Annotated in this window: 15 protein-coding genes; 14 read left to right on the top strand and 1 reads right to left on the bottom strand. The window is 46.6% G+C overall.

Translation table 11 applies throughout. From position 1 onward, the window contains the following. Positions 1 to 334: 334 nt before the first annotated feature. The 6 genes from BW42_RS10340 (at position 335) to BW42_RS10315 (ending at position 4,198) form a co-directional block, all read left to right on the top strand. Positions 335 to 628 carry a DNA-directed RNA polymerase subunit beta gene (locus tag BW42_RS10340; protein WP_035410582.1) on the top strand — a complete coding sequence of 98 codons (294 nt, stop codon included), beginning with the start codon at positions 335 to 337 and terminating at the stop codon, positions 626 to 628. A 28-nt stretch (positions 629 to 656) separates the two neighbouring features. Continuing rightward, on the top strand, positions 657 to 1,079 hold the full coding sequence (fabZ, locus tag BW42_RS10335; RefSeq protein ID WP_029342716.1) for a 3-hydroxyacyl-ACP dehydratase FabZ: 423 nt from the start codon (positions 657 to 659) through the stop codon (positions 1,077 to 1,079). Positions 1,080 to 1,086: 7 nt separating this feature from the next. Next, positions 1,087 to 1,509 (top strand): hypothetical protein, encoded by a 423-nt coding sequence (locus BW42_RS10330; protein WP_035410579.1) that lies wholly within the window; start codon positions 1,087 to 1,089, stop codon positions 1,507 to 1,509. 96 nt (positions 1,510 to 1,605) lie between these two features. Further along, positions 1,606 to 1,920 carry a four-helix bundle copper-binding protein gene (locus BW42_RS10325; protein ID WP_035410576.1) on the top strand — a complete coding sequence of 105 codons (315 nt, stop codon included), beginning with the start codon at positions 1,606 to 1,608 and terminating at the stop codon, positions 1,918 to 1,920. 135 nt (positions 1,921 to 2,055) lie between these two features. Beyond that, positions 2,056 to 3,657 (top strand): SdrD B-like domain-containing protein, encoded by a 1,602-nt coding sequence (locus BW42_RS10320; protein WP_035410573.1) that lies wholly within the window; start codon positions 2,056 to 2,058, stop codon positions 3,655 to 3,657. Between the two features lie 115 nt (positions 3,658 to 3,772). Next, positions 3,773 to 4,198, top strand: a complete 426-nt coding sequence (locus tag BW42_RS10315; RefSeq protein WP_035410570.1) for a helix-turn-helix domain-containing protein — start codon at positions 3,773 to 3,775, stop codon at positions 4,196 to 4,198. A 68-nt stretch (positions 4,199 to 4,266) separates the two neighbouring features. Here BW42_RS10315 and BW42_RS10310 read toward each other — a convergent pair whose 3' ends face one another. After that, positions 4,267 to 4,518 (bottom strand): hypothetical protein, encoded by a 252-nt coding sequence (locus tag BW42_RS10310; protein ID WP_231496907.1) that lies wholly within the window; start codon positions 4,516 to 4,518, stop codon positions 4,267 to 4,269. A 111-nt stretch (positions 4,519 to 4,629) separates the two neighbouring features. Between BW42_RS10310 and BW42_RS10305 the strand changes: the two genes are divergently transcribed. The 8 genes from BW42_RS10305 to BW42_RS10270 all read left to right on the top strand — a co-directional run bounded on the left by BW42_RS10305 (position 4,630) and on the right by BW42_RS10270 (position 17,867). Next, the gene (locus tag BW42_RS10305) at positions 4,630 to 5,871 is read left to right on the top strand and encodes a UDP-glucose/GDP-mannose dehydrogenase family protein (protein WP_035410567.1); all 1,242 of its coding nucleotides are present in this window, start codon (positions 4,630 to 4,632) and stop codon (positions 5,869 to 5,871) included. 169 nt (positions 5,872 to 6,040) lie between these two features. Continuing rightward, positions 6,041 to 6,349: a hypothetical protein gene (locus tag BW42_RS10300; protein WP_231496904.1), complete on the top strand. Its 309-nt coding sequence runs from the start codon at positions 6,041 to 6,043 to the stop codon at positions 6,347 to 6,349. Between the two features lie 497 nt (positions 6,350 to 6,846). Continuing rightward, entirely contained in the window at positions 6,847 to 10,146 is a 3,300-nt protein-coding gene (locus BW42_RS10295) for a hypothetical protein (RefSeq protein ID WP_035410564.1), read from the top strand. 202 nt (positions 10,147 to 10,348) lie between these two features. Beyond that, entirely contained in the window at positions 10,349 to 13,027 is a 2,679-nt protein-coding gene (locus BW42_RS10290; RefSeq protein WP_035410561.1) for a glycoside hydrolase family 70 protein, read from the top strand. Between the two features lie 124 nt (positions 13,028 to 13,151). Continuing rightward, positions 13,152 to 14,726: a S8 family peptidase gene (locus tag BW42_RS10285; protein WP_035410559.1), complete on the top strand. Its 1,575-nt coding sequence runs from the start codon at positions 13,152 to 13,154 to the stop codon at positions 14,724 to 14,726. 137 nt (positions 14,727 to 14,863) lie between these two features. Further along, positions 14,864 to 16,423 (top strand): S8 family peptidase, encoded by a 1,560-nt coding sequence (locus BW42_RS10280; RefSeq protein WP_035410556.1) that lies wholly within the window; start codon positions 14,864 to 14,866, stop codon positions 16,421 to 16,423. A 17-nt stretch (positions 16,424 to 16,440) separates the two neighbouring features. Further along, positions 16,441 to 17,124, top strand: coding sequence for a hypothetical protein (locus tag BW42_RS10275; RefSeq protein WP_052019113.1), 684 nt, complete (start codon positions 16,441 to 16,443; stop codon positions 17,122 to 17,124). A 44-nt stretch (positions 17,125 to 17,168) separates the two neighbouring features. Further along, complete coding sequence (locus BW42_RS10270) at positions 17,169 to 17,867, top strand: hypothetical protein (protein WP_052019112.1); 699 nt, start codon at positions 17,169 to 17,171, stop codon at positions 17,865 to 17,867. The last annotated feature ends 15 nt before the right edge of the window (positions 17,868 to 17,882 follow it).

The raw sequence follows: 17,882 nt of genomic DNA, 5'->3' as shown, positions 1-17,882 counted from the left end.
CACTGGTCGATTTGGATTGCATGAAGTTTTATTTTTTTCAAAAGACTGTTGAAGTGATGTTTCATGCCATCCGGTGGACCGTTGCTGCGTCGTTCTGGAAAGCTTACGCCGAGCAGTTCATTTTGGATTTAAAAAAATCATAAAAACCCGCAGATCGTGGGAAACTGTTTTTCTGCTTCCTTATATACACAAACTAAAATTTTTTAGAGAAATTGCCTGTCTGGTCGTGTTACACTAATTGCGGAACACGTTTTGTAGCGAATTTGGAACTATTTAATACCAGGTACTAATATGCTATACTGTTCTCAGACTGAATCAATGAAAGGTGATCAAGATGGTACAAAACCAAACAGGCACGGATCAGCCAACGCGTGAACGCCTGAAGAAGCAACAGCCTTCGAACCAGGAAACCGGCAATCCGGAGCACAAATCAGAGCGACGTTTTCGTGCGTACTCGACACGCCGAGTTCCGATCATCGTACGCGTACTGATCGTTCTCATTCTCATCGTCGTAGCACTGATCGTCGGTGCAATGGTGGGTTATGCGACGTTTGGTGGTGGCGAGGCAATGGATGTGTTAAAGCTCGACACATGGACCCGCATCACCGATTTTTGGATGAAATCTTAATTTTAATCAGTGATGGGAGCTGTCGAATATGTATACAATCGAACAAATCAAGGAAGTCATTCCGCACCGGTATCCGTTTTTACTCGTTGACCGCATTTTAGAAGTCGAAGAGGGAAAACGTGCCGTTGGAATCAAGAACGTGACGGCGAACGAAGAATTCTTCAATGGCCATTTCCCAGAATACAATGTCATGCCTGGCGTCTTGATCGTCGAAGCACTCGCACAAGTCGGTGCCTTCGCTGTGCTGAAGATGGAAGAAAACCAAGGGAAGCTTGCCTTCTTCGCAGGAATTGAAGGATGTCGCTTCAAACGTCAAGTCGTTCCCGGGGATCAGCTCCGCCTCGAAGTCGAATTGACGAAGGTCCGTGGACCAATCGGTAAAGGTCGTGCCACAGCCACAGTCGATGGGGAAGTCGCCTGTGTCGCTGAACTGACGTTTGCTATGAAGTGAAGCCAACATGAAACGCTGGCTGATCCCTCTTGCGATTTCCTTACTTGTCATTCCGGGTTGTCAGCGCGCGGAACAAGCGAAGACCGCTTCCCCGACGGTCATCGTGGATCCCGTTAAGCGTGCGGGGCAGACCGAGAACATTTCCGCACAGGTCACGCTGACGGAAAATGACCGGATGCGTCTCGTCATCCGGACAGCGAATGACATTCGGCTCGATGACCAACAGGTCGATATCCGTCTCGATGTCGCCAATCAATCGATTCCGTTTCCGTTCGTCTCCTTCCAAGCGAAGAAGATGGGGGAAATTCGGACCTATACATCCGATACGACGATTGAAAAAGAAGTCTTCGATGACCAGCGTCTTCCGGTCCTCATCATTGATGCAGGAGCAGGGCGTGGGATCGAGATTCCGCTTGAGATCGTTAAATAAGACAGCAGGGTGAGCGTTTTGCTCCAAATGCTGTCTTATTTTTGTTTTGTTTCAAGTCATCAGGGTAATCAAAACTTATACAAAGGAGGAATCAATATGGATCACGCAGTACAGCAACGACTGACGGATTGTATTCTCGCATGTAATCATTGTTTTGATGCCTGCCTGAACGAGGAACATGTCGGACATATGTCAGATTGTATTCGACTCGACCGCGATTGTGCCGATATTTGTAGCTTATTACTACAAGCGATCACTCGAAACAGCGCAAATGTCGCGGTCCTTGCGAAGGCATGCCAAGAAATCTGTGAGGCATGCGCTGCTGAGTGTAGCAAACACGATCATGACCACTGCCAAGCTTGTGCGAAAGCTTGTACGGAATGTGCAGAAGCGTGTCGCCAGCTTATCTAAAACCTTGTCCTTGGACGAGGTTTTTTTATTATAAAAAAATAGCAGGAATTCAAGAATTCTTCTGGTTATTTTTGGCGGATTTGTTTACTATTTAGGGAGGTAATATTAAATCACGATAGGAGCATACATACACTTATGAAAAAACTTAGCTTACTTTTGATGGCACTCGTCGTTGCATTTGGTCTGAAGTTACCGGTCTATGCGGAAACAGTCGAGTGGGACGTCACAGGAACGGGCACAGGTCCGTATACGTTGACGTTTGAAGGCACAGGCATCGTCGATATCACGTCTGAGACGGCACTTGTCTTTGAAGACGGCGTAACAGGTGAAGATGTCAACATCGAAGAGACACCGGTCGTGACGTTCACGGCAGAGACGGCACCTGTCGTCAAGGTCGTCTCAGCAGATGGGCAGCGGACGGTTCTCGTCCAGTTCGGTAAAGTCGTTACACCAGATGAGCCGACGACAGACGAACCGACGACAGACGAACCGACGACAGAGACACCAAAGACGGATGAGCCAGTCACAGAAGATCCAGCGACAGACGAACCCGTCAAGGAAGAACCAACACCGGAAGAGCCTGTGAAAGAAGACCCGGTCAAGGAAGAGCCGACATCGGAAGAACCAACGACCGAAAAACCAGAGACAGGTGATGACGCGACACCGACACCAGTCGAAACACCGACGACGGCAACGATCGAAGGAACGATCTGGTTCGATGAGAACGAGGACGGGATCCGTCAAGAGAAGGAAACACGTCTCGATGATATCCTCGTCTCTTTGATGAATCGGAACGAAGATGTCATCGATGAAGCCTACACGAAGAACGGCACATACAGCTTCAAGAATTTGAAGCCAGGAACGTATGAAGTGGAAGTCGACGGATATGATATGGGTTACTACTTCTATTCCGAGCAAAACGTCGGTGACGATCGGACGATCGATTCCGATGTCGACGAAGACATGGGAACGAAAAAAGTTCGTCTCGTCGCAGGACAAACGGAAGTGATCGACGCTGGTCTCTACGGCGACGAAGAGCTTGACGGTATGTTCGAGCATTGGTTAGCTGTCGTCAACTTCTTTGATGCGAACGGCAACCAAAAGCCAGATTATGACGAAGGAACAGTTCCTGCGACATATACGGTGACGGATGCAATCACAGGAAAAGACGTCTATCAAGAGAAGATTTCGAAAGATGATCTAATGATGATCCAGCTCGATCCAGGAACATACACAGTCAAGACGGAAGTCGCAGAAGGCTATACGATCAAAGCGATGCACCATCTTGACATGGATGACTTAATGATGGATATGGATGAAGAAATGTATGAAGATTATGAGTCATTCGCTCAGCAAGCAAAAGCGATGAAATTGATGGCGAACGATGAAGAAGCCTTGACGCCAGAAGAACAAGAAATGGTCGATGAGTTGTTGAAGTACTTTGAGCGGAAATCACCGGAAGCGGGTGTGACGATCGAAGAAGGTAGCCTCGGTACGATCTTGCTCGCAGAAATTGCGAAAGTAGAACCGGTCGCGAAGCCGACGCCAAAACCAACAACAACACCAACGTCAACAAAAACGCCGGTCAAAGCAGTCGATGCTGCGACAAAACAGTCGACGACAACAGCAACGGAGACATTACCACAAGCTGGCGAAGATAAGCCATTCCCATACGCAGCAACAGGAGCAGGTCTTGCTGTCGTAGGTCTTTGGTTACTCGTTCGTCGTGGAGCTTAATCATTACAGGGGGACCTTCTACAAGGAGGTCTCTTTTTTGATGTGTGTATTCTTTGACACACACGCACACATGTGTGTATAGTGAAGATACTACTAGAAGAAAAGAGGGATGACGATGTTAACGACAAAACAGATTAGTGAATTGTTACGCGTCTCAGAAGAAACGGTCCGTCGCTGGATCCGGACAGGTGAATTACATGCTGAACAGGACGGAAAAGGGTACCTTGTCGATGAGTTGGCACTGAAACGTCTCGTTGATCAGAAGTCGCAAATTCCAGGTACAGCGATGAATAAGATTCTCCCGCTCATCCAAGACATGTTCGGACCGGAAGCAGCGCAGTTCGCAAAATCGAACCTGTTCGATCCACTCCGTCAATCGATGGAACAGGCACCACCGAAACCGGAAGCGTCGACAGAGTCACTCGCAGAAGAACTCGATCGCCTGAAACGGAAAAAACGTCGTCTTGAACTCGAGCATGAACTGAAGTTACTAGAGATTGAAGAAAAAATTGCGGCGGTTGAACGGAAAGTTCAATCGTAAAGACAAAAAGCGATGTTCCCGATATAGGAGACATCGCTTTTTTCGTTTCGCTACAAGAAAAACCCACTTCACGAGGCGGAAGGGGTTTTGTCGTTTGTTTGTTTCTTTTTTCGTTGCCAGTACCAGTAAGCAAGTCCCAGTCCAATCGGGATTGCAGCCAGATACGGATTGGCTTCGATGAAGCCGATCATCTCAAAGAGCGCGAACCATCCACTGAGTAAACCGAGGATGAGTAAAATCGTCCGTAGTGCTTCGGGAAGCTTGCGGATCCGATACGCAATGAGACAGACGAGGCAAAAGATAATGATAGCCACGAGCATTCCTCCCATTCCCGTAATCCAGTATAGCGTATTCGGAAAGCTTTTTCGATGCACAAATCTTCTCCTCTCCCGTATAGTGGAGACAGAGAAACTATCGAAGGACGTGATGGAATGCAACTGACAGTGATTGGAACAGGATATGTCGGTCTTGTGACCGCCATCGGACTGGCTGAAAATGGACATAACGTGACATGTGTCGACTTGAACGCTGATCGGATGGTCCAACTGACACGAGGAATCCCACCGATTAAGGAAGAGGGAATCGAAGAAGCGTTAATCGCGAATCAACAACGAATGACGTTCACGACGGAATATCCAGTCGCAAAGACATATCTTGTCGCTGTCGGAACACCAGAGAAAGCGGACGGCAGTTGCGACTTATCAGCGGTAGAAGCCGTCGTCGCCCATATTGAACGAATCGCACCAAGTGCGGCTGTCGTCATTAAATCAACAGTGCCGCCTGGTACGACGATGCAACTGGCGATGCAGTATCCGACGTTACGCTTTGCAATGGTGCCTGAATTTTTACGGGAGGGTACAGCACTCGCTGATATGCGACAGCCTCACCGTGTTGTCATTGGAACGAATGATGAAGACTTATCAAACGAGCTTGCGACACTTTTTGCGACGACCGCTCCTCTCGTCGCAGTCGATCCGACAACGGCAGAGTTGACGAAGTATGCAGCGAATAGTTTTTTAGCAGTGAAAATCAGTTTTATCAATGAAATCGCGCGACTAGCGGATGCAGTTGGTGCTGATGTCTCTGATGTTGCAAAAGGCATCGGTCTCGATCCACGGATTGGCTCCTCGTTCTTACGAGCTGGAGCTGGATATGGTGGATCTTGTTTCCCGAAAGACATCGCAGCACTCACGACGCTCGCTCGTCAGCATGATCAGCAACTTCACGTCATCGAAGCAGCTGATAAGACGAATGAAGCACAACTGGACTATGTGTTACAAAAAATCCAACCGCGGACAGGAATGCGCGTGGCGCTACTCGGTCTCGCCTTTAAACCGGGAACGGATGATTTACGAGATGCGCCGGCATTACGATTGGCGACACGTCTTGAGCAATTCGGCGTCATCGTAACCGGATATGATCCTGTTGCGCGGACGCTACTCGATCAAAAGCAAACGGTCGAAGAGGCGTTACAGGACGCAGATGTTGCCGTCATCATGACGGAGTGGGAAGAACTCCGTCGTATCACACCAGAGCACTTCATTCGTCAGATGCGTCAGCCACGTGTCGTCGATGGACGTAACTGTTGGTCGTTTACGGATCATCCGGGTGGTGTTCAATACGAAAGTATCGGACGCCCTTCTAAATCATTTTCGAACAATCGAACCATTTGACCTGTCATGATAGGTGAGCCCCACGCGGACTCACCTATTTTTTGATGAAAAGGAGCAGACGAATGGTCATTGATTATTTCGCAGTCTTACCGAGTGGTAAAAAAGGAGCGTTAGAGCCGCACTGTCTGACGCAAGGTACCTGGTATCAGCTCAGCGTATCAATGAGGAGTTGTTCCGGGCAATTCATTACGGGGCGGGCATCATCCGGATACGAGACAAGGGAGCGGAGCTGCGGATTCCGATTGAGTTTGGGTTCGGTTATGTCCTCCAGTACTTGCGCCAGTTTACGGAAGCGGAGCGACAGGACGGACGAAAGCGTCATGTCTTGCAACGTCAACTTGATTGGATTGGTCGTGGATTACCGATTGAACTCAAGCGACGTGGATCAAAAATCGAGATGTGGGCCGATGATGTGCATCGGCTACATCGTGAATCATTTCTTCGGGCGATCGAAAAAGCAGATCATTTCATCTCATGAAATCAAACTTTATTTTAGTAAAACGAAAACAAGACAAAAATTTAATATAATGTAATCGTTTTCTTTAAAGGGGTAAATCCAAAAATTAATTTCCATGCACAGCCTATGTAAATATATTTTACCTTACTACTATTCACCTATTTTTTACAAAAAATCTATTGTGGCGTCTTTCCCATTTTTGTATATTTGACGTGTAGCATTCTTACCGATTCTCAAAAACGAAATGGTGGAGTGCACGAATCTACAATAAAAATGGCTTTTTGAAGCGGTTTTGGCAGTGTCTTTAGTTCATCCCAATCGGATACATATGAATCACGGATAGATCGTCTTGATGATAGACGAATGATCGCACGTGAAACAGAACGTACTCCTCCTAAGACGACTAAAGAATTTTTTTACTGCTATAAAGTAAAATATTTCTATATTTTACTTATATTGTAGATTTAAAATTGGGATTTTCGCTTTTGATTTGTTAGAAAAGAGGAGGAATAGTAAACATGGGTTATTCGAAGAAAACGAACAAATTGTACGCTGCTGCAGCTGCGCTTGCAGTCACGGCGTCTGTCGTAGCTCCGGTTGCTGCTGATGCAGCATCGAAGGTCTCGGTTAAATACATCTCTCCAATCTTGATGAAACATGCAGGTGGTTCGAAATACGCAGTCAAGAAATTGACGCTTCCGACGAAAGTCAAAGTCAAACTTTCGAACGGTAAGTATGAGATGCGCTCAGTCAAGTGGAGCGGTTCTGTCAAATTCGAAAAGAAATACATCAACAAATACCAAGTTCTCTACGGTAAGGTAGCCGGTACGACGAAGAAAGCAGTTCTTAAAGTCGAACTTCAAAACTATGTCGTAGATATCATCGAACCAGTCCTCGAACCGGTTGCTGTTGGCGGAAAAGTTCAATTGCCAAGCACAATCAACGTTCAATACAAATCAGGTATCATCGTCAAGCGCCCAATTAGCAAGTTCAACCTCAAAACTCCATCGACTTCAAAAGCAGGCAAATATAAATTAGCTTACACGTACAAAGGTGCTAACTCTGTCGTAACAGGTTACATCAACTACGAAGTTAAGGCAGCAAACATCTCGAACGTCATGGGAAGCGTTGATGATCAGAAGCTTTCAGTCAAAGCAGACGTTATGTACCCAGCAGTGGGCGCGAAGGCAGAACTCTTGATCTACCCAGGCAAAAACATGTCAGCTACACCAATCGTAGCGAAAGGAACGCTCTCGAAAGGGAAGTTCATGGCATCGCAAGGTGGTATTCCAGAAGGAACACACAGCTATGTCGTCAAAGTCGGCTCTGTCAAATCAGCTGCGATGGACTTCACGATTGCAAGCACAGTCCTCGCTTCAGCAAAAGCAATTGGCAAAGAGAGAGTCGAAGTTTCATTCTCGCGTGCCGTTGACTCTGTCACAGCAGATAACTTCAAAATCGCAGGTGCGACAGTTAAATCCGCGACACTTAGCCCAGACAAGAAGTCAGCAGTTCTTGAAGTGGAAGGACTCGAGTATGGCAAAGACTACTCAGTTGACGCGAAAGGGATCATGGTCGGTGGCGTCGCGAAGGATCTCGGTTCGCTCAGCTTCATGACACAAAGTGTTGAAGATATCTGGATGCTGGAAGTATCACCAAAAGCTTCGACAATCGTTGCGAACGGAGCAGATAACACGGAAGTGACATTCGCTCTTAAAAACAAAGCGACTGGTGAAGTCGATAAAAATGCAGATGATATCGTCTTGAAATTGTCGACATCATTCGGTGCTCTCGCGAAAGATCGTGTCACGATCCAGGACGGTAAAGCGACGGTTCTGTTGACGTCTGAATTCAGTAACACAGATATCGAAGCAATCATCAAAGCAGAAATCATTGAAACGGCAGCTGGCGATTACAAAAACCTAATCGGTAAGATTGCTGGAGAAACGAAAGTCAAGTTCAGCACGATCGCTGTGACGCCTGCTCCAATTGAGATGATCAATGTTCTTGCAGCTGAGTCGAACCAAGCAGATCGCGTAACGATCTTCCTTGATAAAGCGGTCTCACGTGAACTTCTGCTTAAATCATTTGGACTCGATAAAGTCATGCAAGGTCTTCATGAAGAAGATTACCTCGCAAACGATAACATCCAAATCGAACAATTTGAGGGAACAAAACGTGTCATCGGTGTCAAAGCAGTTCCTTCTAATCCAAAAGCATTCGAGTTGATCTTGGACAAAGAAACACCACTCCAAGATAACGCAGTCGTTAAGCTGACAGCGAAAATCACGAGCAACACGGATACAGAAGTCAAATCAAAAGCAAGCTTCAAGTTAACAGATGCTCGTCAGCCTGAAGTCACTTCTGTTAAGGCTGTAGGGTTGAATCAACTCGAAGTGAAATTCTCTGAATCTGTTGCTACAGCTGATTTCAAAATCGATGGTCAGTACGGCGAGAAGTACTTCGACGTCCTCCATTATGGATTTGATAATAAAATGGGTGTCGATCGCCGCGATACAGTCAAAATCACTTTAAAAGATAACTATCCAGGTCTTAAACAAGGTTACTTCGCAGCGGGTAAACACTCACTTCAAGTATCAAGCATTTACGACTATGCAGCGCTTTCTGATGAAACGAATATCGGTACGACTCAAAACCTTGACTTCACTGTTGCAGCAGACACGGTTAAACCGACAGCTGGTGTTGTAGTTGAGTCGCCTGAACAATTCCGCATCATGTTCAGTAAAGGTCTTAAAAAAGCGAATATCTTAGCATTGCTTGATAATGAATTGAAGTTTGAGCGTTACAACTCGAATACGAAGAAATATGAAGACTTCAGCAAATATGTGGACGTCACGTCCTATAACAAAGAGACTGGCGAAGCAGTCATCGAGTTGATGAAGGACTGGACGGAAATCTATGATACCGTCAATACGAAAGAAAACTACTACAACGATAAATTCCGAATCACACTCGCGAAAGATGCGATTCAGGCTGAAGCGAATGGAGAGAAAAATGACGCACTCGTGCTTGATTTGAACTATGATGGTTCTCCTCTTAATTCACCAGATCTGAAGAGTGCTGAGATTAACACGATTGATCGCTTAGCACCAAGTAATGATTTCGTTGTTATGATGAGTGAGCCTGTTAAAATCCGCGATCTCGATGAGTACAACACGCCACTCATTAATAGTGATGGTGTAGTCTTACCTCCGAAGACAACTGTTGAATTCATTGGTAAAAATAAAGACGGAAAAATCGTTACAATCGATGGTTCGGTCCTTAATTACACGGATACAACAGACAAAAACTTCCGCGTCGCAGCAAACGAGAATCTACAAAAGCTTGTTGACATGGAAGGTTACGGTGAAGAGTGGAAAGTCGTCGTCAAATCACTTTCGGATGATGTCGGTAACACAGTTGCGACAGCGACACATGATTTCAAACTCATGAAAACACCACCAACACCAGTCTTATCACCATTTGAAATCCTTAAGGTCACTGCTAATGAGAAAAACGAGAAAGATGTCATTCGCATCAAATTCACAGAGGGCGTTCAGTACTCTGGTATGTACGATGCGACAAGTACAGCGAATTATGTCTTAAACGGAAAAGCACTTCCGGTTGGAACAACGATTTCGCTTGCTGACTCAGATGACATCGTATCGAACGGACTGGACATCGTGAAGATCAAAGTCCCAGCTGGTACGCTGAAAACGTTGTCGAACGTCATCGTCGTCAACAAAGATCTTCAGTCGTATGACAACTCTGTCTTGACTGGTGGTTACGAGAAAGCTGTTCTTCTCGGATTGAACTAAGGAATGTGAACCTCTTTCTACTTCGGTAGGAGGAGGTTTTTTCGAGGAATTAGCGCAATCGATTGCATTTTGGAAAATCTATTTACTTAATTTGAAAAATCAGGCTTATATTCATCGTAATAAAATGTTAAATTATGTGATGTTATTTGGAAATTCAGGTGGAAATATTAAAAAACATATATAGATAAAGGAGATTTAATCCATGAGAAGAACGAAAAAAGTATCTGTTGGATTGTTAGCAGCAGTCGTCGCAACAAGTGGACTCACCTATGCACCAGAACGCGCACAAGCATTCACAGCAGGTGAGAAACTCGACAACCGTGTCATCTTCCAAAGCTTTAGCCTTTTCCAACCGTACGAAAGTAACATGTACCGGACGCTTGCGAAAAAAGGAGATTTACTAAACGCATGGGGCGTGACGGATGTCTGGCTTCCACCTGCCTATCGTTCATTTGACATGGCTCGTTATTTAGAAGGCTATGCGATTGCCGATCGATATGATCTCGGTGAGTTCCCGCAAGGACCGGGTGGTACGATTCCGACGAAGTACGGAAAAGCCTCACAACTCGAGATGATGGTCGATATGTTGCATGACGATCACATCAAAGTCCAAATGGATCTCGTACCGAACCAAATGCTTGGTCTAAGTCAACGGGAAGCAGTTTACGTTCGTCGTGCGACGGGTTCAGGTAAACCGTTCGCAAATCCATTCACAGGTGGCGAAACGACGAAGACCCTTGCGACTCCTTACCTCGCTTACACAAAAGGTGGTGGTATGGGACAAGCGAAATACGGCTACATCAAAGAATGGAACAAGTCGTATCTCAACGGAACCTCTCTTCAAGGGCAGGGGCTTGGACGGATCATGACGGATCAAGACGGGAAAGCGTATCGTTTCTTTGGTGTCGATCACGCGGACAACTACTTGCCAGAATGGTTGCTTGAAGCGGCAAAAACGGGACACATCAACACGGTCGATTCGTATCTTGCGACAGATGGCTGGTATGAAGTATCACCAGATAACTGGAAACCGATGTTGACGCAATATACAAAAGACACAGGTTATCTGCCGTTCATGCTGAAGAATGGCTTTGCATCAAAAGAAGCATTGTTAGCATCTGGAGATAATGGAAAAATTGCAGACTTAACAAATCAATACATGAATACAAAAGCGGAATATGGTTATGGTTCAGAAGAACGTTCGTTCCAAAACGATAACTCTGGTATCGACACAGAAGATCAGTTCCTCTTCGTCGACGAAAAGGGCACGCCGACGCAGACGATCAACAACACGATGGCAAGAAATGATGAATTCCTCGTCGGCGTTGACCTCGCGAACTCGAACCCAGAAGTCATCAAAGAACAGAAGAACTGGATGAAGTGGATGCTTGAAACGTATAAGTTCGACGGATTCCGAATCGATGCGGCGTCGCACTATGATAAAGCGATTCTAAAAGCAGAAGCAGAAATCTCGAAAGCTCATTTCGGAAAACAAGATTACTTGAGCTATATCGAAAGCTATAAAGCATCTCAACGTTCGTACATGAAAGCAAACAACAACGAACAACTCATCATGGACTCTGATTTGTACTTCACATTGCGTTCAGCTCTAAAAGCTTCGCAAAAACGTCCACTTCGTGATCTTGCGAAACTTTCAGTCGTCGACCGTGAAGGGTATGGCGCGACGGATGTTCAACCAAACTGGTCGTTCGTCAATAACCATGACCAAGAGAAAAACCGCGTCAACCAAATCATGCTCGATATGTACGGCATCAAGGCGGGTGCTCAGTACAGTAAAACGGATCAGCCGAAGTCGTTTGAGAGACTCTACAATAAAAAAGATGAAGCCAAGGCACTTGCGATTTATAATCAAGAGCTTGCTAGTCCGACGAAGAAATACTCGACGGAAAACATCGTCGCTCAGTATGCGTTCCTTCTTTCGAACAAAAACACGGTTCCAACCGTCTATTACGGTGATCTCTACCACACTGATGCATCGTATATGTCAAAAACGACACCGTACTATGATGAGATCACGAATCTCTTAAAAGTACGTAAAAAATATGCGTACGGTAAACAGTTCGTGGCTTACCATACATCGAACACATCAAAAGAAGCCGGGAAAGATTTGATCTCAAGCGTTCGCTTCGGGAAGAACCGTAACACGGGTGTCGCGACCGTCATCGGGAAAAATGCAGGTCTAAATACGACGATTCCAGTCAACATGGGTAAAACACACGCAAACCAAGTATTCGTCGATGCAAGTGGCGTCACGAACACGAAACTCGTCACAGATAAGAACGGTGTCTTGACTGTACCGGTCAAAGGAATTAAGACGGCGGAAGTCAACGGATATGTCGGCGTCTTCGTTCCGCAAGCAACAAAAGCACCAGTCGCGACGGTTAAAGCCGGTGCAGTCTATCAAGGAAAAGTATTGAACTTGAAAACGACAATCGCAAACTCAAAAGCAGCGATCGCTTCGACACGCTACCGTGTCCTCGATACAAAAAAAGCGACAGTTGATTCAAAAGGTCGTCTGACAGGTAAAGCAACAGGCAAGACGACAGTGGAAGCAACGGTTACGTTAAAAGACGGTTTTGTCTTAAAAACAGTTTTACCGATCGAAACAAAAGCGAACAGCGTCACGCTGAAAGCAACAAAAGCAACACTGAAGAAGAACCAGACGACACGTATCTCTTATACGTCAGCAACGGATAAAATCAAATCCGTTCAGTATACGTCAGCGAACAAAAAAGTCGCACAAGTCTCGTCACGCGGTAACGTTAGAGGTATTAAAGCAGGCAAAACGACGATTCGTGTCACGTACACGACAGTTGGAAACTATAAAGTCGTCAAAACATTTACAGTCACAGTCAAGTAATATCAAGCGCCACTCTCAACACGAGAGTGGTGTTTTTTATGATTTGCGTCAATGTTTCACTATATTCCACATAATTCCATCTAATCTGGGTATTAGTAAGAAAGACCTAGAGGGAGGAACGATGATGCGAACATGGATAGCGGGAAGCCTAGCACTTGGTTTGATCTTTAGTACAGTACCAGTCAATGCGATCGAGAAAAAAGAGGCGATTCGTCCTGCGACATTGGCGAAAGCAAAAGAAGTACCAGCCTTCTCGAAACAAGCGGGGAGTGCCTTAACCGGACGATTTGATTCAAAAGGATTAGCAGTCTGGTATTTTGACGCGAAGGATTTTGTCGCGAAAGGTACACACTTCGAGTTCGAGCTTGATTACAACACGTACGGGACGATGTTCGCGAGCAAAGCGGACGCTGAAGCGGGACGGGTCTACAATCGCTATTACCAAGTCACGGATGATACGCTCTACTTCCCGCTCAGTTGGAGTGGACGACAGTACTTAGTGCTCGAAGGGTACCCGGGCGACCGCTACTCCGTTCCTGCCTATATCTCGCGTTATGAACCCATCGAGGAATCGATGACGGCAGCCGTTCAATCCGTTAAACCGGCACTGCTCGTGCAGACGCGCCCAGGTGCAATGCGAGCGCAAGCCTTCGGCGCCGCAAAAGTCGAGTCGATCGCGTCCGAGCTTCGAATCGAGCGACTCGTCTATGCTTCCTATGCGGAAGCGAAAGCGGCACAACAGAAATTCGAACGTTCATCAGCGGTCGCGTTCGCGGAGTTCGACGCACCAATTCAAGCATTCGGCGTCGATGCCTATCAGAAATATCAATGGTCTCTGCAGAATACGGGGCAAAAGAAAGGTCTCAAAGGGGCGGATATCGGTTTCGTCGCCATGCAAAAACGGATCAAAGGTAAAAAGTTATCTGCAACCAAAGTCGCAGTCCTTGATTCTGGTATCAATCCGAGTTACGCCGACTTCGCAGGGAAAGTCCGCATGGATCTTGGCTATGATTTCATCAATGGCGATAAGAGCGCCTGGGATGATAACGGACATGGTTCACATGTGGCGGGAATCATTGCGGCGGGTGGAAATAACACATATGGGATGACAGGCATCAATCCGATGGCGACGTTGATTCCGATCAAGGTCCTCGATGACTCAGGCGCTGGTTCAGTGTCAGGACTCGTCAAAGGCATTCAGCATGCGACGAAACAAGGTGCCCGAGTCATCAACATGAGTCTCGGGGGTAGTTCTTCTTCGAAATCGATCGAGTCGGCATTAGCAGCGGCGGTCAAGAAGAATATCCTGATTGTCGCCGCTTCCGGGAACGAAGGACGGGGGACGGTCGCATATCCGGCCCGTTCGAAATATGTCTTGTCGGTCGGGGCGACTGGACGAAAAGATACGAAAGCGTCGTTCTCGAACTACGGAACGGGACTAGACCTCGTCGCACCCGGAGTCTCGATTCCAAGTTACCTCGCAGATGGGGAGTTGTTATATGGAAGCGGAACCTCGATGGCGACGCCACACGTCGCTGGTGTCGCGAGTCTCTTGATCAGTTTGAAGCCGTCTTTGAAGGCAAGCAGTGTCGAAAGCATCCTTAAGAAATCGGCAAAAGATCTTGGGAAAAAAGGCTATGATACGAGCTATGGTGCTGGTCGGTTGAACGCCGATAGCGCCGTCAAACTGATTCCTTAAATCATTAAAGAAGTCCTGTGCTGACTGGGCTTCTTTTTTTCGGTCCATTCATTGATTGATGGAGGTAAAAAGAACTAGAAAAATCAATTTTTTCCATTATAATGAAAAAGGATACATGAATGAAGGAGTGAAATCATATGAAAAAGATCATCGTCAGCGCTCTCCTCGTGAGTGCGTTTAATACATATACGTTGGATACAACGGAAGCGGCGACAACGGCTAAAAAAGTGCCAGCCATCGAAGCAAAAACGAAAAAAGGCTATATCAAAGGAAAATTCGATGCAAGTGGGAAAGCGTTGTTCTATTTCGATACCAAAACCTATCTTGCCGGCGGAACACACTTGAAGTTCGCCTTCGATGCTTCAAAAAAAGCGACGGTCTATACGTCGCAGACCGAATACAAACAAAAAGACCCGTATGCGCGGTATGCGAATAGTAAAAAGACACTCTTTTTCCCACTGACGTGGAGTGGGCGACAATACATCGAAGTGACGGGAGCGAAGAATAAGGCGTTCACGATTCCCTATAAGCTCGAACGTCTCGAACCCATTCGGGAATACGCGACCAAATCGACGACGACCGGACAAGCGACGAGTCTCGTCATCCGTCTGAATGGGGCGACGAAAGCGAGCACGTTATCACGGACGTCGCGCGCCGCTCATCACGAAACGATCGACAGTACGTTACGACTCGAGAAGTTCTCCTACAACAGCTTCATTCAAGCCATAGCAGCCAAACGTCAACTTGAACAAACGAAGGGCGTCCGGTACGTCGAACTCGATCAACCGATGAAGTTACTCAGTACGGATCCTTTCCAGTCCGTCCAGTGGGCGTTAAAAAATACCGGACAACGCGGTGGTGTCAAAGGAGCCGATATCGGTTATCAAGCGATGGTCAAGCGGATTGCGAATAAGTCACGTTCGACTGTCCGTGTAGCGGTCGTCGATACCGGCATCAATCCAACCTATGCGGATTTCGCTGGACGCGTCCGGATGGATCTCGGATACGATTTCGTTCATAAGCGCCAGCTTGCTTATGACGATCATGGACACGGTACACACGTCGCTGGTGTCATTGCCGCAGCATCGAACAATGGTTACGGGATGACGGGAATCAATGATCGGGCGAGCATCATTCCGATTAAAGTCATCTCACGCAATAACTACGCTTCGAACTCGAATATCGCCAAAGGCATTCTGTTTGCCGTAAAACAAAAGGCGAAAGTCATCAACTTGAGTCTTGGCGGTGGCGGTGTTTCCCTCGCGATTGAAGATGCCTTGGCGGAAGCACGTAAGAAAGGAATCTTCGTCGCAGCAGCAACTGGCAATGAAGGCGCACCAAAACTGTCCTATCCGGCACGCTCGAAATATGTTTTCTCAGTCGGGGCGACGAATCGATTCGATAAACGAGCATCGTTCTCGAACTACGGCGAAGGACTGGATCTCGTCGCACCAGGGCAAGACATCGCGAGCTACTTACAAGACGGCGAATCCATCTTCTGGAGCGGGACATCGATGGCGACACCGCATGTCGCGGGTGTAGCGAGTGTCCTCTATAGCTTGAAGCCAAGTATCAAAGTGACGGACGTCGAATCGATTCTTCGTAAGTCAGCGAAGGACCTCGGCAAAAAAGGTCGCGATACGACGTACGGGTATGGGCGCTTGAATGCTGATCGTGCCGTTCAGCTCGTGAAATAAGGAAAGTGGGTTAAAAGATGAAACGTATTCTATGTGTCCTTCTGATTGGTGTCCTCTGTATAAGCGGAACACTCGAAGGACAAGCAGCATCAAAAGAAGCACTGCAAATCAAACAAGAGTACAAAGCACTCAAGTTCGGTATGACGCTGACGGAAGTCGCGAAAACGATGTACGGAAAAGAGTACCGGAAATACATCAAGAAACAAAATGGCAGCGTCGTCTTTACGAAAAAACCGGGAACGACCGATAACGAACAAGGGTATCGGTCCCTCGGATACATACTTGATCGCCCCTCCAAAAACCTTCCAACGACAACGCTTCTTGAATTTAGTACGAAACAGCACCAGAAGACATATTATCTGACACAAAAAGCGCTGTACTACCAAGCCAATACGGAAAATGGCTTGTATGAAAATAGCCGGACACTCATGAAGCCGGCGTCATTACGCCACGGGATGACGGAGAAACAACTCGATCAACTGGTGTCCGGCAAAAAGCTCGGACGGGTGTCGATGTATTGGAGTTGGAACGTTTCGCCCGTCATTAAAAAAAGTCCGATGAAAACGGGACGCTATAAGATCTATCAATTCCATCGACCACATTCGAAAAAAATTGAAGTCATCACCTTGTCCTATAACACGCAGAAAAAGCGATATGAGGTGGATACAGAAATCGGGATTTCATTGAAGTACGAAAAATGAATAATGATGATTCATAGAGTCATCAAGGAGAGAGGGAAGCAGGTATGAAGCGCATCATCACGTGGTCACTCTGTTTAGTACTGTTACTTGGTTTGTTTGTTCCAGGAACAGTATCTGCAGCAACAAAAGCAGAAACGCTTGCGACGACACAGTACAAGGGCTTGAAAAATGGAATGACGATGGAACAAGTCGCGCAAGTCTTGTATGGCAAGTCGTATCAGAAACACCTGAAGAAAAGAAACGGATCGACTGTCTTGAAACTTTCAATCAACTTCGAAGGGGATGAAGACGGACATAAGCAATTGATCCACGTCCTCTCCGATTCGACAACAAAAAATCCCTCGACCGAACTGGTCTTACAATTCATGACGAAACAGAAGAGTACGAAGTATCGGTTGGTGACGAAAGCCTTGTTCGTCGAACGGAAGACGAAGACAGGATATCGTGAAAGTACACGGACGCTCGTCAAAGGTGCTGTACTCCAGAACGGGATGACGGAAAAAGAGCTCGATGCGAAATTGACGGGGAAGGGTCTCGGTAACTGGACGATGCTCGGTCATATGGATACAGCGTCTGCTTATACGCTAGATGAACAAAAACGAGGATTTGCTGAAGTGTCTCGGATCAAGGAATACGTCTTTAAATCGACGACGAACAAGTGGAAACATGTCGAGTTGACGTATAACGAACAAGCGAAAACCTACGAAATCAGTGACATGCGGACGATTAAGACAAAAAACTAAAGTACGTGTAACAGA

Origin of the sequence: Exiguobacterium sp. RIT341 (genome assembly GCF_000632205.1) — a bacterium.
Taxonomy (GTDB): Bacteria; Bacillota; Bacilli; order Exiguobacteriales; family Exiguobacteriaceae; genus Exiguobacterium_A.
Note: the sequence above shows the minus strand (reverse complement) of the source record. Positions and strands in the feature narration are given on the sequence as shown.

Excerpts from the sequence above, each read along its gene's own strand:
- BW42_RS10340 (WP_035410582.1), top strand. The coding sequence starts at position 335 with ATGGTACAAAACCAAACAGGCACGGATCAGCCAACGCGTGAACGCCTG.
- BW42_RS10285 (WP_035410559.1), top strand. The coding sequence starts at position 13,152 with ATGCGAACATGGATAGCGGGAAGCCTAGCACTTGGTTTGATCTTTAGT.
- BW42_RS10305 (WP_035410567.1), top strand. The coding sequence starts at position 4,630 with ATGCAACTGACAGTGATTGGAACAGGATATGTCGGTCTTGTGACCGCC.
- BW42_RS10270 (WP_052019112.1), top strand. The coding sequence starts at position 17,169 with ATGAAGCGCATCATCACGTGGTCACTCTGTTTAGTACTGTTACTTGGT.
- BW42_RS10315 (WP_035410570.1), top strand. The coding sequence starts at position 3,773 with ATGTTAACGACAAAACAGATTAGTGAATTGTTACGCGTCTCAGAAGAA.
- BW42_RS10280 (WP_035410556.1), top strand. The coding sequence starts at position 14,864 with ATGAAAAAGATCATCGTCAGCGCTCTCCTCGTGAGTGCGTTTAATACA.
- BW42_RS10290 (WP_035410561.1), top strand. The coding sequence starts at position 10,349 with ATGAGAAGAACGAAAAAAGTATCTGTTGGATTGTTAGCAGCAGTCGTC.
- BW42_RS10275 (WP_052019113.1), top strand. The coding sequence starts at position 16,441 with ATGAAACGTATTCTATGTGTCCTTCTGATTGGTGTCCTCTGTATAAGC.
- fabZ (WP_029342716.1), top strand. The coding sequence starts at position 657 with ATGTATACAATCGAACAAATCAAGGAAGTCATTCCGCACCGGTATCCG.
- BW42_RS10330 (WP_035410579.1), top strand. The coding sequence starts at position 1,087 with ATGAAACGCTGGCTGATCCCTCTTGCGATTTCCTTACTTGTCATTCCG.
- BW42_RS10310 (WP_231496907.1), bottom strand. The coding sequence starts at position 4,518 with ATGCTCGTGGCTATCATTATCTTTTGCCTCGTCTGTCTCATTGCGTAT.
- BW42_RS10325 (WP_035410576.1), top strand. The coding sequence starts at position 1,606 with ATGGATCACGCAGTACAGCAACGACTGACGGATTGTATTCTCGCATGT.
- BW42_RS10295 (WP_035410564.1), top strand. The coding sequence starts at position 6,847 with ATGGGTTATTCGAAGAAAACGAACAAATTGTACGCTGCTGCAGCTGCG.
- BW42_RS10320 (WP_035410573.1), top strand. The coding sequence starts at position 2,056 with ATGAAAAAACTTAGCTTACTTTTGATGGCACTCGTCGTTGCATTTGGT.